Source organism: Streptomyces erythrochromogenes, assembly GCF_036170895.1.
Classification (GTDB): Bacteria; Actinomycetota; Actinomycetes; order Streptomycetales; family Streptomycetaceae; genus Streptomyces; species Streptomyces erythrochromogenes.
This window is the reverse complement of the sequence record NZ_CP108036.1, coordinates 8,300,545-8,313,647: the sequence shown is the minus strand read 5'-3', so window position 1 is coordinate 8,313,647 and position 13,103 is coordinate 8,300,545. Positions and strand designations below refer to the sequence as shown.

Here is a 13,103-nt window from a genome sequence, read left to right as displayed (position 1 = left end):
GTTGTCACGACGTGGCCATTGAGCTCTTTCCATCATCGTTCTGAGCTGGCCAAATACAGGGTCAGGACGGCTTGGACCAGGCTTGTGATGCGGGCGGTCGAGCACCGCAGTTTGCGGAGGAGTCGCCAGGACTTGAGGGTGGCGACGGCCTGCTCGACGAGGGCTCGGATTTTGGCATGGGACCGGTTGACGGCCTTCTGACCTTGGGAGAGTGTTTCCCGGCGTCCCCAGTACGGGATGCGGACCGTGCCTCCGGCGCCTCGGTATCCCTTATCGGCCCAGTACTTGATGCCGGCGTCCGTGAGCATGCGGACGATGCCCTGGTCGCGGGCGGCCCGGACGTCGTGGACGGCTCCGGGCAGGGCAGGTGAGGCCCACAGCAGCCGGCCGGAGGGGTCGGCCAGGATCTGCACGTTCATCCCGTGTTTCTTGTGCTTGCCGGAGTAGAAGGGACGCTCCGCGGCGATGCGGCCGATCGGCAACAGGGTGCCGTCCAGCAGTACGAACGCTTCCTCGATGCCGCACGGGCAGCCTCCTCAAGGGTCGGGGCGAGTGCGACCAAGAGGTCGACAGCCTCGGCGACGTACCGGTAGGCGGTCGTGGTGCCGACGCCGAACCCGGCCGCGAGCTGGGCGTAGGGGTGGCCGTTGCGGAGGTGGGCGAGTGTAAGCAGGGCCTGCCGGCCCTGGGCTCAGGCGTCGCCACCGGGTGCCGTGCTCCCGGCGGTGTTGGCGGAGCTTGGCGGACAGGAAGCGCAGGGCAGAGCTGGACACGTCGACCCCGGACGGGTATACAAGCACGCGAAACCTCTGGAGAAGACGGATTCCTTGGTCGAAGACCCGTCTAGCAGGGACTTCGACTGTCTGTCAGTCCAACTGGCCTACGCATCATCCGGGTTGGAGTCGACTCAGTTCCTCAAGACCCAGGTCGGCGGCCTGCTCGCGACAGACTTTCTCCACCTCGACACCATCAATCTGCACCGCTTGTACGCCCTGCTCGTCAAGGCATCGCGGGAGTCATGCCGACGGCCGCCCCTCGCCATCGGAGTCCGCCGATATTCCGGGCGACAGTCCGGACCAGCGGGTGGCATCATTCGGCCATGTGCGAAGACTGCCTGGCCAGCTACACACACTGTGTCCACGTCACCACTGATGCCGCCGACGCGTACCGCCAGGCCATGCGGCTGTGCGCTCTGATGGAACACCGCGGCGAAGAGGCGGAACTGCTGACGCACCTGGAGAGCGTCGACGAGGTCCGCCGAATGGCGGCGGCGCTGCCGAACTCCCGTTTTGTGCACCACCCTTACCCTGGCGCCCGGCCCTCTTGCGGCGCCGGCGGCTGCGAACCGGACGTGCCGGTCATGGACGACCGTGAACTGGAGGCACACCTGCCGCTCGAAATGTCGGCACGGTTCGCACGGGGGACGGCCGAGGACCGGGTTATCGCGGCACTGGGCGACAGCGGCAGCGCGGTCTTCCTCGTATGGCCGGGCCGCTGGCCGGATAGACCCGAGCACGGCCTGCACGGCTCCCGCCACGACGCGGTACAGGTCGCCTTCCGCGGCGACCACGCCGACCCTGCACTGCCGTCCGGCCGGCACGCGGTCCACGTCCACGTGTCCAAGCAGTCCGGCCACCGCGGCGTCGAGTATCTGGCTGCGCAGTCGGGCGTCCGCCCGTGACTAACTCGGCGCTCGTGCACGCCGCCGTCCGTTCCGCATCACCGCACTCGTCCAAGCCGTCCTCGCCCTAAATCTGACCAGCTCAGCGTGAAGTTGGAAAGAGCTCATTCTGTGGACCGCTACTCCATGATCGTGACGCGCTCCGGTGAGGCGCCCCGGAGCTGTGGCCACACCGGCTCTTTTTCGAGCGACCGAACCAGCGACTCAGCCGCGCCACCAGAATCCCTTCTGGGAAAGCTGACAGCCGCCTCGCCACCGCCCTGCGCTACGACCGCGCTCCAAAGCTCGGCATCAACGGGCGCTTCACCTCCCGCGCCGGGCACGACCAGTGCTTCCACGCCCTCACCGACATCGCCGACCTTGCTGCCGGCCATCCGGCGATCTCGGCCGTGACCCCGGTCCGCAGTGACGGCCAGGCCCTGCTGTGCTCCGAGCACGGCAGCACCCAGCTGGCCCGGGTATGCCGCGGAATGCGCCCGCCCATACACCGAGGCGGAGGCGGCCGCGTTCCTGGCGTTGCACCGGATGCTGCGCGAGGCGCTGCCGCGACACCGGCGCCGGGAGCTGGACGAGATCGCGGGGATGGCCCGGCCGTTGCGCCCGGCCCGGATCCAGCCGCTGCGGATCGGCCGCCCCGCCCGAAGGTGTGGCCGCTGCCACTGCCGCCTGGTGGCCGCTACGACTGGGTGAGTCCCTTGAGGCGAGCCGCGTAGTCGGCTGCGATACGGGCGGCATCGCCGGGGCCGGCGGTGTCCAGGCGCGTCTGGTCGTCGATCGCGGCCTGCCGGGCGGCCTTCAGCTGCTCGATGTGTTCGTCATCGGGGACAGGCTCCCGGCGCTCGGCGGTGATGCGGGCGTTGTAGAAGGCGATGACCTCCCGCACGGCGTCACGTGCGAGCTGGTCCTCATCGCCGTCCAGGGGCTCGAAGGCGGAGGTGTTCGGGTCCGACATGGGACCACCCTTCCGGAATGATCTTGATGGTAAGGGGGCTCATTCTCCCCCACTTCGCTCCCGGGGCCGCGCTCAACCGCAGGCTGTCGGAGCCCCTTGCGGTAGCCAGCGGGAGGCGCCGCACGGCCTGCAGAACCAGCGCCTGGGCCCGCAGGTGCATACCGAAGTCGTCGCTGAGCACCCCAGTGCCCGCCGCCGGCTTGAGCTGTCCAGTTCCGCGGCATACAGCAGGATCTCCATGCCCAGGTTTCCGCGCCGGTGGCTCAAGGCATCCGGGGTGACGCCGTCTCGGACCGTCGCCGGCCGGGACCGCCGACCAGCGTTTTCTCCAGAGTTGCGGGCCGCAGGCTTGCTCGTGCTGAGTGCGGTCGCCACCCCCTTGACCGGCACAGCGCGGGCACCGAGTTCGTACGCGGCGTCCTGGCCGGTCTGGGCGATGACGTACCGCAAGGTCCGCGAGGGCTTAAACGCGACCAGCGGTTACCGCACAGACCGGGTCGCGTACGGCGAGGTCCTGGGCGCGCTCGGCCCGTTCGGTGATCAGTCGTTGGAAACCCGGCCAGCGCGGACCGCTCAACCGCATCATCAAAACAGCCGGGCAGTCCGGACATGAAACCTGTGCCGACGCGGCGCTCACCCACTGAGCGTGGGGGAGGATGGGCACGATGCTCGACCCCGCCCGACCCGCCCGGCCCTGTCCCGCGGCGAGAGGAGCAGCCCATGAACGACCCCACCTCCACGACCGCTCTCGACAGCGAAGCCCTGCGCGCGGTCATCGAAGCCGCGATCGCGAATTACCTCGACGATGCCGCGGCAACGGATACTGCCGGCCTCGCCGCCCACGTCACGGCCGCCGTCGAACGACTGCTGGCCGCCGGGCCGCCGGCACAACCGGCTCCGGAGGGCGACGAGATCTGAAGCATCTCCAGCAACCCCAGCACGGGCCGACCCAAAGCCCGCCCGAGGGCCCACACCGCGGCGGGGTGAGCCGGAAGCGCGTTGCTGACTTTTCGGGATGTCGTGCCATGCCTGTACGTCGCCGGTGCCGCTGAGGGTGCGGCATCCGTCGGCGAGGAGGTCTCGGCCGAGGGTCCAGACGACGTCTCCGCCTGAGCAGTGGAAGACGGCCTGTACGCACAGCGGGTCGGTGCTGCGGTAGGAGAATCGGACCGGCCATCGGATGGGGCGTCGAGCGCGGGGCAGGCACTGGTCGGCCAGGGTGGACCACTGGGCGTCACGGCGGGTTGTACCGGGACGGGGAAGGGCTTCCACGGCATCGGATCCTTGGGGTGGGTGCAGGGTTTCGTTGCGTGTATCCCTGCACCCGGCGGCGAACCGGGTGGGCACGAGGTCGACCGGGTGAAACGCTACTGCCCAAGCTGACATCCAGCGCAGAGAGTCTCGCAAGCCGGTCTCGGCGAGGCCATGGCGGTCACGCCGCGACGGACCCGCACGGGTGGCGCCCCTGTCCGGTACCAGCGTGCAGCGGGGCCGGGGCCGTAGGCTGCCTGCGGATGCGGCCAGCCGCGTGACGCTGCTACTTGCCGCCCCTGCCTGTGCCGAGCAGCGTCTGCCGTCCGCGGCCGCCGGCCGTGTCGGCGCTGTCGCCCACATCAAGGCCCACCTGCGCGCCGCCCCCGCCCCGCGGGCTGGGGCGTACTGCGCCTGCCGGGCCGAGGGTTGTCGCACCCATCTGCGCGACACCGGCCGTCCACGCGCGCAACCCTGCCGATGCGGCGGCCCAGTCGTCATCGCCGTGATCACCGACCCGAAACGCCCCTGGTGGCAAGCCATGGAGTGCTGCTCCCGATGCGCGGCCGCCACCCCCGGAGCAAAGACCGCCGCCGCCTCCCAACCACTCATGGCCCCGGCCCCGGCCGGCAAGCGCACGGGCACGGCCACGGGAGCGCCGCTTTTCTCCGGTCGCCGCCGGCCCGGTCCCAGCTCCCCGCTCCGGTACGGCGCCCCCACAGCAGATCGCCCAGCGGCACCTTTCCCAGGATCTGCGACAGGCCGTCTGCACCAGTAGCAGATGCGCGATGCTGGCGTGTGGGGGACGGTGGAGGCTACGCAGTCGGATCCCGAGGAGCGCCATGATCGTCAAGTTGCTGCACGACAAGGGCCTGCGCAGCGAGCACGCGTATACCGTTGCCTGTCTGACCATCGGGTTGTCCGTCGCCTCTTGGGTGACGTCGCTGAAGGTGGAACCGGCGGGTATCGACCGGGCGGACCGGTGGGGGATCTTCGTCGCTACGTGGCCGGCGACCTGGTTCGGTCTCGGCCTGGCACTCGCCCAGTACGAAGACGGCGAAGACCTGCACGAACATGCTGAAGACCCGTTCGAAGATGTTGCACCCGGTTAGGGCTCGCCCGTTTGAGCCGTGCGGAGCAGGTCGGGCCCATGTCTGCGGCCGTCGCGTCGGCTCCGACCGACGTAGATCGCGCCTAAGGCCATCGGATCCCGCCGTCTTCCCGTGCCTCGGGGGTTCGCACCCACCTTCCGACCAAGTACCGCAGGGTGCACTGGGCGTCGGTCATGGGCCGCGCCCAGTCGTACGCCTCCTCAAAGAGCCGCTCGGCGGGGCCGCGGACGTGGAAGCGCCCGAGGTCCTTGAGTAGCGGGTGCCCGTCCGGGGCCTCGCACGGCGCGCAGTCCACCGGGTCCTTGCCCAGCGAGCCGGGGGTCTTCTCGTCGGCCTGGCGCAGGGCGCCGGTCTCCTCGTCCCGCACGGCGCAGGTCGGCGGGTGCAGGGCGGTCATCAGCTCCAGGCCGGTGACGGCGGTGGAGCCGCGCGGCGTCATCACCCGGGTCGCGTACATGCCCAGGAGCCGGGCGAGTTCCGCCGGCGCCAGCTGTCCGGCCGTGCCCCAGTGGCGGGTGTCCAGCGCGTTCCACGAGGGGATGCACAGTTGGACGCACTGCCGGTCGGAGCCCTTGGCGGGCCAGTAGATCCGGCCCCAGGGGGCGAAGCCGCGCTTGATGAGCTGCCAGTCGGCGCGGGTCAGCTGCTTGACGACCTGGCGGGCCAGCGCTCCGGCTCCTGGCTAGCCGTACGTCGTCCACCACTGGGCCGAGTTCCTTCTCCCCGCCTGACCGGACCCGCCATCCTCGCGGCGCCGCTCCGTTTGGCCTAGGAAGTGGGCGACGGCTTGGCCGGCGTCGGTGGGGGCGAGGCGCCCCGGTCACTTGCCTAGCCGCCACATGCGCAACTGGTACCGGTCCTCCGTGGTGCGCTTGCGCCACCCACGGACCCCGTACCGGCCGGCCTCTGGCACTGGCACGACGGACCCGTCAACCGGAACGTACTTGCCGCGCAGCAGTACCACCGCGCGCTCCTCGCCGATCAGGAGCTCTCCGTAGCCGAGGAACGTGCCGTCCCCGCCGATCGTCTCGACGTCGACGACTTCTATCGACACCACGACCTCGTGGCCCGCTTCCGCTCCGATGGCCACAGCGCCGCCGCGCCCGAACACCCGGAACGCCTCGTCGGCGGGTGGCGCATCGGGCAACTGGCCCTCGTAGCCGGGAACGGCCAGCCACATCACACCGCGGTCCGGGCGGCACACGACGATCGTTCTCGCGGCCGCCTCCTCCGCGATGCGCCAGAGCTGGATCAGGTACCGCTCCAGATTCTCGTGCACGCCTTCCGGCGGCCGCCCATCGAAGAGAACCTCCCGGCACACCCTCACCGCGTACACGCCCGGGTTCCCCACCGGAATCGGGTGGTCCGCAGGTCCGCCCGTCAGACCGGCCACGATGAGGATCCCGGACCGCAGCGTCACCGACACCTGCTCCACAACCGGCATGGCCGGGGCCAGCGGTTCTTCGTCCCACACCTCCACGGCCACGTCCGCTTCGTGGGTGTGCGCGAGGCTCATCACACGCAGGCTCCGATGCCCGACACCGATGCTCTGGTCCTCGTTCAGGGGCGGCTGCTCCTCATCACCGGCCGCGTAGTCGTGGAGCGTGAACTGCGCGTACTCGACAGGGACATACCGGTCGGCCCTAATGAAGCTCTTCGCCATACGGTCAGCATTCCACCCCCAGCGGCGGCCCGAAGCCGTGCCCGTCGTGGACACCGTCTTAAGACGGTGTCCATGTGGTGAGGCACATGAGTCTTGCGGGCGGCAATCCGGCCGGCACCGTTCACCGACTCGCCACGCCAGGAGCTCGGACGCGGCGATCCGTCCGCACACAGTGCGGCGTCGCACGTCTCTCACCCGATTGCGGGGAAGGGCTGGCCCAACAGGCCGAGTCCTCGCCAAGCAGTGAGCCGTAGGGCCCTGCTGCCCTGCTGCTCACCGGGCAGCAGGGCGGACACCGGGCCCCGGCAACGACCACAGCGGCACTGTCAGGAGGCCTGTCGGCCTGCGCAGCTCGGCCTGACGACCCAGCCGGAGATGCGGCTGGGGGCATACGGCGCTGTCCGGAGTTCGCACGCTGCAGGCCCACGCCGCGAAGCCCGCACGCTGCCACTGGTGATGGCCGGCGCGGACTCCGGTCCCCGCACAGAATCAGGGCCGCGCAGCAGCTGCACAGCCCTGATTCTGTGTGTCTCAGATCCCGCCTACGCGCCGGACAAGTCCATCCTTACGCGCCCGGCTGCGGTGCCGGCGGGCGGGGTGGTGGAGGTCAGGCCGGGTTGATGTTCTCGGCCTGGGGGCCCTTCTGGCCCTGGGTGACGTCGAACGTCACGGCTTGGCCTTCCTGGAGCTCGCGGAAGCCCGAGGAGTTGATCGCGGAGTAGTGGGCGAAGACGTCCGGGCCGCCGCCGTCCTGCGCGATGAAGCCGAAGCCCTTCTCCGCGTTGAACCACTTCACAGTTCCCGTAGCCATCTTTTATGCCTTCCAGTCGATGAACGCCTCCCACGACGCGCGGAAGGCGGAGGTGATCGCCCTGGTTCCTGCGGCACAGCACAGCAAAACGCCCACGCCGAGGCGTGGGCAAAGGGAACTTCCGAACCACGACAGCTGACGCAGACGCTACACGCCCGTACACCCTGTCACCACAGGAAACCTGCGCGTCCCACCCCAGACTTTGGTGGGGGCCCGCCAGTACGGCAGGCTCGCCCTGCCTCAGGCCGCGGCCGGTGGATTCGACGCTTTGGCGGCGCGGCGGTACTCGGCGTTGATGCGCTGGGCTTCTTCGAGCTGGTCTTCGAGGATGACGATGCGGCAGGCGGCCTCGATGGGGGTGCCCTGGTCGACGAGTTCCCGGGCGCGGGCGGCGATGCGCAGCTGGTAGCGGGAGTAGCGGCGGTGGCCGCCGGCGGAGCGGAGCGGGGTGATCAGGCGCGCTTCGCCGATGGCGCGGAGGAAGCCCTGGGTGGTGCCGAGCATCTCGGCGGCCCGGCCCATCGTGTAGGCGGGGTAGTCGTCGTCATCGAGACGGCCGAACGAGTCGTCTGCTGTCATTGAACCTCTCTGTGGAACACGTGGAGGGGCCCTGGTGCCGTACGGCACCAGGGCCCCGAAGGAACTACTACACCATCTGCCGGCCCTGATACTGCGCCGGCCTTCTGTTATCCGCTGATCCGTCCCAAGGGGGACGGGAGCTGCGGGGATCGCGGTTGCTTGACCGGAGACCACCTCACTATCGATGTCCTGCGGTACCCGGGCTCGGACTTCCGCCCGGGCGATCCTGATGGCGCCTGATTCCTCCGTTCATCCCTCGGATGATCAACTGCTTGCCGAGCGGGGAAATGCGAACTGCTCCACTCGGTACTACGGGTACTGCGTACTTCTTTACTGCTTGTGGCCTGACCAAGCGCCACGCTCCGGCAGCCAGCCCCGTCGCCCATCCTGCGTCTGCTCCGGCTTAGAACCCCACTACCGAACTTCCCGGTGCGCGCGCCCGCAGCCGACGCCTTCACCGAGGTGCTGCTCACTTGCTTCACTGCGGGGTGCTGCAACCACTGCGGCGGCCCCTGATGACTGCGGGCCACCCGGTCCGGCCGTCAGTCCCGTCGCCGTCCTGCAACCGCTCTGGCTTCGAAACTCCACCGCCGCACCGTCCCACAACTGCAACTGCGGTACTGCTGCCCGGCAGTTCGTGTCTGCCGGGCCCTTCTTGACTGGGCTACGAGAGAAACCATAACCACACCACGACTCAATGTCTACTCTGGCCGACATAGATTTTCGCGTGCGTGTCCCTGAGGTAATCGGGTGCTGCCGGGTTTGAGCGACTGCGGGGCGGGGGCACGAGGATCGGGCAGGCGGGGCCGGATCCCGACAACAGGCCCGGAGCGCACGATGACCACGATGAGCGCCGAGCGAACAGCCCTTCGTTCCCTGTCCGCCCGTCGGCGAGGCGCGCCAGGCCGACCAGGCGTTCCTCTGACCCCTCGGGCAGTCGGCCATCGGCCATCGGCCCGGGACCAGGCCGACACGGTCGCCCGGGTCGTCTCCGAGCTCGCGACCAACGCACTGAGCCACGGTGGTGGCGCCTACATCTTCCGCACCGCCGTCCACCCCGGCACGAACTTCGGCGGCCGACCGCCTCGCGAGTCCCGCACCAGGCCCGGCCACGGCACCCTGACCGCTTCCAGGACAGGCTCGAACTGCACGGAGTCGCCTCGCTGACCGGCCGTGATCCGGCGGCGTGCCGTTGAGCCCGGCAGGCCGCGGAATCAGCGTTCACGTCCCAGGCGATCAGACCCTTCACGTCGGCTTCGGCCTGGAGCTGGGCGACGATCCGGACCCGGGTCCGTCCCGCTGCCGGCGCCGGAACAGGTCGGAGATCCGGTCCCACGAAACGTCGCCTTCCGGCACGTTCGTCAGATCTCCACGTCCCACGACGAGTGATCATCAACCAACAAAATCCACTTTCACCACCATGAGGTCGGGACGCAGTCACGTGCCTCCTCGTCCCACCCAGGTGGCTGCCTTCCGCAATACGGCGACGCGACCGCGGTCCGGCACCGTCCACAGGGTCTGCCCGTGCAGCCCCCAGCCTTCGAGCAGGGCGTTCGCCGCCTGGAAGCCCGTTGTTGCCGCCCGTTCCATCAGCGCGACCGGAAGGTCGGTGCGCACGACGTCGCCGGCGACCACCAGCCGGGCATCGGAGGTGCGGACGGTGGGGCGGTGGTCGTAGCCGCCCACGGAGAACAGCGGGCAGTCCTCGCGCCATTCGTGGCGGACGTCGACGACCTGGGCCACGCGGGTCTCCGGGTACACGCGGTGGAGCTGCTGGAGGAGTTGCCGCTCCTGGTCGTGGCGCGCAGCGCACGGATCGACGGCATAGGCGTGGAGTTCCAGTACGGATCCTCCGGTGCGCGCCGCCCAGCGGGCGGCCTCGTCCTCCCATCGGTTCAGCACGCTGATGTTGTCGAGGCCTCCGAAGCCGCTGGTGCCCAGGAAACCGGGGCGGTCCGGGGCGACGGGCCGGTCGAGCCAGAGTCGGGTGACGAGGAAGGGCGGCGCCGTGCGCAGGCGCGCCACGCGCTCCCGCCACGCGGGGTCGCCCAGCCGCTCGGAACGGGCGACCAGGGACCGCAGGCCGGCGGCGTCCAGGGCGAGGACCACGGCGTCGTACCGTCGCGTGGCGCCGTCCGCGGTCACCTCGAACGCACCCGCGGGGACGCGTTCGACGTGCCCGACGGGGCTTGCCGTGCGTACCTCGGCGCCGTGCCGCCCGAGGTATTCGGCCAGGGGGGCCCACAGCGCGGCCGGGTAGGGCGAGCGGGGCACGTCGAACAGGAGGCCTTCGGCGGAGCCCAGGAAGTAGATGTGGAACATGAGCGCCATTTCGGCTGCGGACAGCCGGCGCGGGTCGGCGAAGAAGCTCCGGGAGAAGACCTCGAAAGCCAGGTGGCGAGCCTGTTCCGGAAAGCCGATGGCCTCCAGGAAATCGTGGGCACTGGTGCCGTCGAGCCGGTGGTACACGTCGGGGACGCGGACGTCGAGCAGCGGTAGGGCCGGAACCGGGTTCATGGCGCGCAGGTCCCGCAGGCGGAAGGACGGGCTGAGCGCGACGAAGCCCAGTGCGCTCCACGGCGGGGTGCGCGGCACGCGCCGGAAGCTGTCGCGCAGCCCGTCCGCGTGCAGCAGCGGGTAGTCGGGCAGTCCGGTGAGGCCGGCCAGGGCGGGATCGGTGCGGCGCAACAGGCCCCGCAGGTTGTAGTACTGCCGGAAGAAGGCGTGAAAGCCGCGGCTCATCGTCACGGTGCTGCCGTCGCGCAACCGGGTCGGCCAACCGCCCACCCGGCCGCCGAGGTAGGGCTCGCGCTCGTACAGCGTCACCGTCACGCCCCGTTCGGCCAGCGCGGTGGCGGCGGCGAGGCCGGCGATCCCGCCGCCGATCACGGCTGCCGTGGGGCGGCCTGCTGCGTGGCGGGCTCCTGGTCGGGCGGGCAGGACGCGTGCCCGCCGGTCCTTGCCGCGGCGCGGGGCCGGCCGCCGCTCGTGCGCGGGGGCGGATCCGGTCACCGGGAGGCTCCCGTGCGCGTGGCCACGAAGGTGTGGGTGATGCCGGTCTGCCAGCCCGGTAGGGGCAGGGTACGGACCTTGTCGAAGCCGGCCCCGCGGATCCGGGCGGCGAAGCGGTCGGCCTGGTCGAAGTCGACGACGCTGCGCCACAGGTGGCGGTACAGGGGCCCGTCCCCCAACAGGGTGGCGGCCGGCTGGACGATGCCGCGGCACACCAGCGTCCACACTGCCCGGTCGGCGCGGCGGCCGCTGAGGCTGTATTCGTGCACGGCGAGCCGGCCGCCCGGTCCCAGCACGCTGTGCACGGTGGCGAGGACGGCCTCGGGATCGGTGAGATTGCGGAAGAGGTATGCGGCGAATACCGCGTCGAAGGGTCCGTGGACGCCCGCATCCGTCAGGAACTCGGCCGGGGCGTGGACGAAGCGCACGCCGTCGCCCCACGGTTTGGCGGCGGCTCTCGCCAGCATGCCGGCCGAGGCGTCGACGGCCGTGATCTCGGCGGCTGGGAGGACGGACCGGATCGCGGCTGTCGAGGCTCCGGTACCGCAGCCGAGGTCCAAGACCCGCAGCCCCTCCCCGTGTGCGGGCAGGCCGAGGCGGCGCACCGAGCGCCGCAGATGTGCGTGGTAGCCGGGGTTCGCGGCGACCAGTGCGTCGTAGGTGTGGGAGGCATGGTCGAACGCGGCGGCGAGGTCCTCGTCGCGCAGCAGGGTCATACGGTCTCCAGGGACTGGTGGAATCGCGGTGGAGGGGTCAGGGGAAGGGACGGCGCGGTAGCCAGGGCAGCTCGACGGCGGTGCGCAGCATGGGGCCGACCGGGGCGTGGCGGCCGACGGCCAGGTCTTCGAGCAGGTTCGTGCGCCCGTCGAGGAAGCGCAGCAGCCGGGCCGGCGGGACGCGGGCGAAGAGTCGGCAGAACAGGTCGGGGCCGTCGATCCGGCCGCTGTCCAGCGCGCGCAGGAGTACCGCGTCCATGGTGCGGGCCCGCACGGAATGGGCGGCCGGAGGTACCGGATCGCGGCCCTGCCGCAGCGCGGCGGCGGCGGCCCGTGTCTGGCGCTGGAGTCCGGCGAAGGTGTATCCGGTGGACGGACGGGTCGCACCGCCGGCGGCGCCGATCCGGAACACCGACGCACCGACCCGTTGTGGCATGGGGGCGTCCGTCATGGGGATCAGGCCGGTCTCGGTCGCGACGATGTCCAGGTCGCCGAGAGACAGGACGTCTGCGGCGTAGTGCCGCAGCGCCGCCTCGTAGCCGCTGTCCGTCAGCACGTGCGGGGAGAACTCGGTGTACTCGACGAGGGCTTCGCACGGGCCTGTGGGCAGAACGTAGCCGAAGGAGAGCCCGTCGGCGGGCTGTGGTGTGCGAAAGTCCATCAGGTCGGCGGTCCCGGTGTCAAAGGCGGGCCGAGCGGTCCGGACGAACCAGCCGTGGAAGTGCTGGAGCACGGTGGTGCGGGCGGCCGGGAGGCTTCCCAGGGGACGCGAGTCGAACACCCACCGGGCCTCGAGTGCGTCGAGGCTGCCGTCGGGCCGGGTCATCAGCACCCGGGGGCCGGAGGGGGTCTCTTCCACCGTGTCCACGATCGCCTCCAGGCGGCGGACGTTGGGGCTGCGCGCGAGGTCCCGGGCGACGAGGGTCTCGAAGTCGTCGGAGCGGATCATCTTGTACCGCAGCGGTGCGATGTCCCCCTGGATCGCGGGGCCGGCGGGCGGCCGTACCCGCAGGTGGCGCCATTGTGAGCGCACCGCGGCGTCGAAGCGGCCGCGGCCGGCCCCCCAGAAGCACCACGTGCGCGGGGCGGGGCGCAACGGGCCGGGCGGAGCATCGAGGAGGATGACGGACGGGGCCGGTGCTGCGGGCGCGCGTCCGTTCAGCCGGTGGGCCAGGGACAAGCCGGCGGCTCCCGCCCCGATGACCGCCACGTCCGTCTTCAGCACGGTTGTTGTCTCCCTTCCGCATCGGCGTGTACGCGCGGGGGTTTCCTGCCACGGCACGGAATCGGATGCGGTCTTGTGCCGGCGTCACCTGGTCAGGTGCG

At 70.5% G+C, this 13,103-nt stretch carries 11 protein-coding genes and 3 pseudogenes; 3 read left to right on the top strand and 11 right to left on the bottom strand.

What is annotated here, in order from left to right:
* Positions 1 to 32: 32 nt before the first annotated feature.
* Positions 33 to 800: pseudogene (locus OHA91_RS38370) on the bottom strand (IS5 family transposase).
* 299 nt (positions 801 to 1,099) lie between these two features.
* Between OHA91_RS38370 and OHA91_RS38365 the strand changes: the two are divergent.
* Positions 1,100 to 1,681, top strand: coding sequence for a hypothetical protein (locus tag OHA91_RS38365; RefSeq protein WP_328740979.1), 582 nt, complete (start codon positions 1,100 to 1,102; stop codon positions 1,679 to 1,681).
* A gap of 119 nt (positions 1,682 to 1,800) precedes the next feature.
* Here OHA91_RS38365 and OHA91_RS38360 read toward each other — a convergent pair whose 3' ends face one another.
* Positions 1,801 to 2,055: a hypothetical protein gene (locus OHA91_RS38360; RefSeq protein WP_328740978.1), complete on the bottom strand. Its 255-nt coding sequence runs from the start codon at positions 2,053 to 2,055 to the stop codon at positions 1,801 to 1,803.
* A 302-nt stretch (positions 2,056 to 2,357) separates the two neighbouring features.
* Complete coding sequence (locus tag OHA91_RS38355; RefSeq protein ID WP_328740977.1) at positions 2,358 to 2,633, bottom strand: hypothetical protein; 276 nt, start codon at positions 2,631 to 2,633, stop codon at positions 2,358 to 2,360.
* Between the two features lie 720 nt (positions 2,634 to 3,353).
* Here OHA91_RS38355 and OHA91_RS38350 point away from each other — a divergent pair.
* Positions 3,354 to 3,551 carry a hypothetical protein gene (locus OHA91_RS38350; RefSeq protein WP_328740976.1) on the top strand — a complete coding sequence of 66 codons (198 nt, stop codon included), beginning with the start codon at positions 3,354 to 3,356 and terminating at the stop codon, positions 3,549 to 3,551.
* 99 nt (positions 3,552 to 3,650) lie between these two features.
* Here the strand turns inward: OHA91_RS38350 and OHA91_RS39980 are convergent.
* A pseudogene (locus OHA91_RS39980) lies at positions 3,651 to 4,019 on the bottom strand (SsgA family sporulation/cell division regulator); the annotation flags it as partial.
* A 707-nt stretch (positions 4,020 to 4,726) separates the two neighbouring features.
* Here OHA91_RS39980 and OHA91_RS38345 point away from each other — a divergent pair.
* Positions 4,727 to 4,996 (top strand): hypothetical protein, encoded by a 270-nt coding sequence (locus OHA91_RS38345; RefSeq protein WP_328740975.1) that lies wholly within the window; start codon positions 4,727 to 4,729, stop codon positions 4,994 to 4,996.
* A gap of 136 nt (positions 4,997 to 5,132) precedes the next feature.
* Here the strand turns inward: OHA91_RS38345 and OHA91_RS38340 are convergent.
* From OHA91_RS38340 to OHA91_RS38310, 7 genes and pseudogenes are all read right to left on the bottom strand, one after another.
* Positions 5,133 to 5,654: pseudogene (locus OHA91_RS38340) on the bottom strand (telomere-associated protein Tap); the annotation flags it as partial.
* Positions 5,655 to 5,816: 162 nt separating this feature from the next.
* On the bottom strand, positions 5,817 to 6,659 hold the full coding sequence (locus OHA91_RS38335) for a hypothetical protein (protein WP_328740974.1): 843 nt from the start codon (positions 6,657 to 6,659) through the stop codon (positions 5,817 to 5,819).
* A gap of 607 nt (positions 6,660 to 7,266) precedes the next feature.
* Positions 7,267 to 7,470: a cold-shock protein gene (locus OHA91_RS38330; RefSeq protein ID WP_019072426.1), complete on the bottom strand. Its 204-nt coding sequence runs from the start codon at positions 7,468 to 7,470 to the stop codon at positions 7,267 to 7,269.
* A gap of 240 nt (positions 7,471 to 7,710) precedes the next feature.
* On the bottom strand, positions 7,711 to 8,049 hold the full coding sequence (locus OHA91_RS38325; RefSeq protein ID WP_328740973.1) for a MerR family transcriptional regulator: 339 nt from the start codon (positions 8,047 to 8,049) through the stop codon (positions 7,711 to 7,713).
* A 1,437-nt stretch (positions 8,050 to 9,486) separates the two neighbouring features.
* On the bottom strand, positions 9,487 to 11,061 hold the full coding sequence (locus tag OHA91_RS38320; RefSeq protein ID WP_328740972.1) for an NAD(P)/FAD-dependent oxidoreductase: 1,575 nt from the start codon (positions 11,059 to 11,061) through the stop codon (positions 9,487 to 9,489).
* On the bottom strand, positions 11,058 to 11,777 hold the full coding sequence (locus tag OHA91_RS38315) for a class I SAM-dependent methyltransferase (RefSeq protein ID WP_328740971.1): 720 nt from the start codon (positions 11,775 to 11,777) through the stop codon (positions 11,058 to 11,060). Before OHA91_RS38315 ends, OHA91_RS38320 begins: the two co-directional genes overlap by 4 nt.
* 37 nt (positions 11,778 to 11,814) lie before the next feature.
* Positions 11,815 to 13,002 carry a lycopene cyclase family protein gene (locus tag OHA91_RS38310; protein WP_266504376.1) on the bottom strand — a complete coding sequence of 396 codons (1,188 nt, stop codon included), beginning with the start codon at positions 13,000 to 13,002 and terminating at the stop codon, positions 11,815 to 11,817.
* Between the last annotated feature and the right edge of the window lie 101 nt (positions 13,003 to 13,103).

Excerpts from the sequence above, each read along its gene's own strand:
- OHA91_RS38345 (WP_328740975.1), top strand. The coding sequence starts at position 4,727 with ATGATCGTCAAGTTGCTGCACGACAAGGGCCTGCGCAGCGAGCACGCG.
- OHA91_RS38325 (WP_328740973.1), bottom strand. The coding sequence starts at position 8,049 with ATGACAGCAGACGACTCGTTCGGCCGTCTCGATGACGACGACTACCCC.
- OHA91_RS38355 (WP_328740977.1), bottom strand. The coding sequence starts at position 2,633 with ATGTCGGACCCGAACACCTCCGCCTTCGAGCCCCTGGACGGCGATGAG.
- OHA91_RS38360 (WP_328740978.1), bottom strand. The coding sequence starts at position 2,055 with ATGGCCGGCAGCAAGGTCGGCGATGTCGGTGAGGGCGTGGAAGCACTG.
- OHA91_RS38315 (WP_328740971.1), bottom strand. The coding sequence starts at position 11,777 with ATGACCCTGCTGCGCGACGAGGACCTCGCCGCCGCGTTCGACCATGCC.
- OHA91_RS38335 (WP_328740974.1), bottom strand. The coding sequence starts at position 6,659 with ATGGCGAAGAGCTTCATTAGGGCCGACCGGTATGTCCCTGTCGAGTAC.
- OHA91_RS38365 (WP_328740979.1), top strand. The coding sequence starts at position 1,100 with ATGTGCGAAGACTGCCTGGCCAGCTACACACACTGTGTCCACGTCACC.
- OHA91_RS38330 (WP_019072426.1), bottom strand. The coding sequence starts at position 7,470 with ATGGCTACGGGAACTGTGAAGTGGTTCAACGCGGAGAAGGGCTTCGGC.
- OHA91_RS38350 (WP_328740976.1), top strand. The coding sequence starts at position 3,354 with ATGAACGACCCCACCTCCACGACCGCTCTCGACAGCGAAGCCCTGCGC.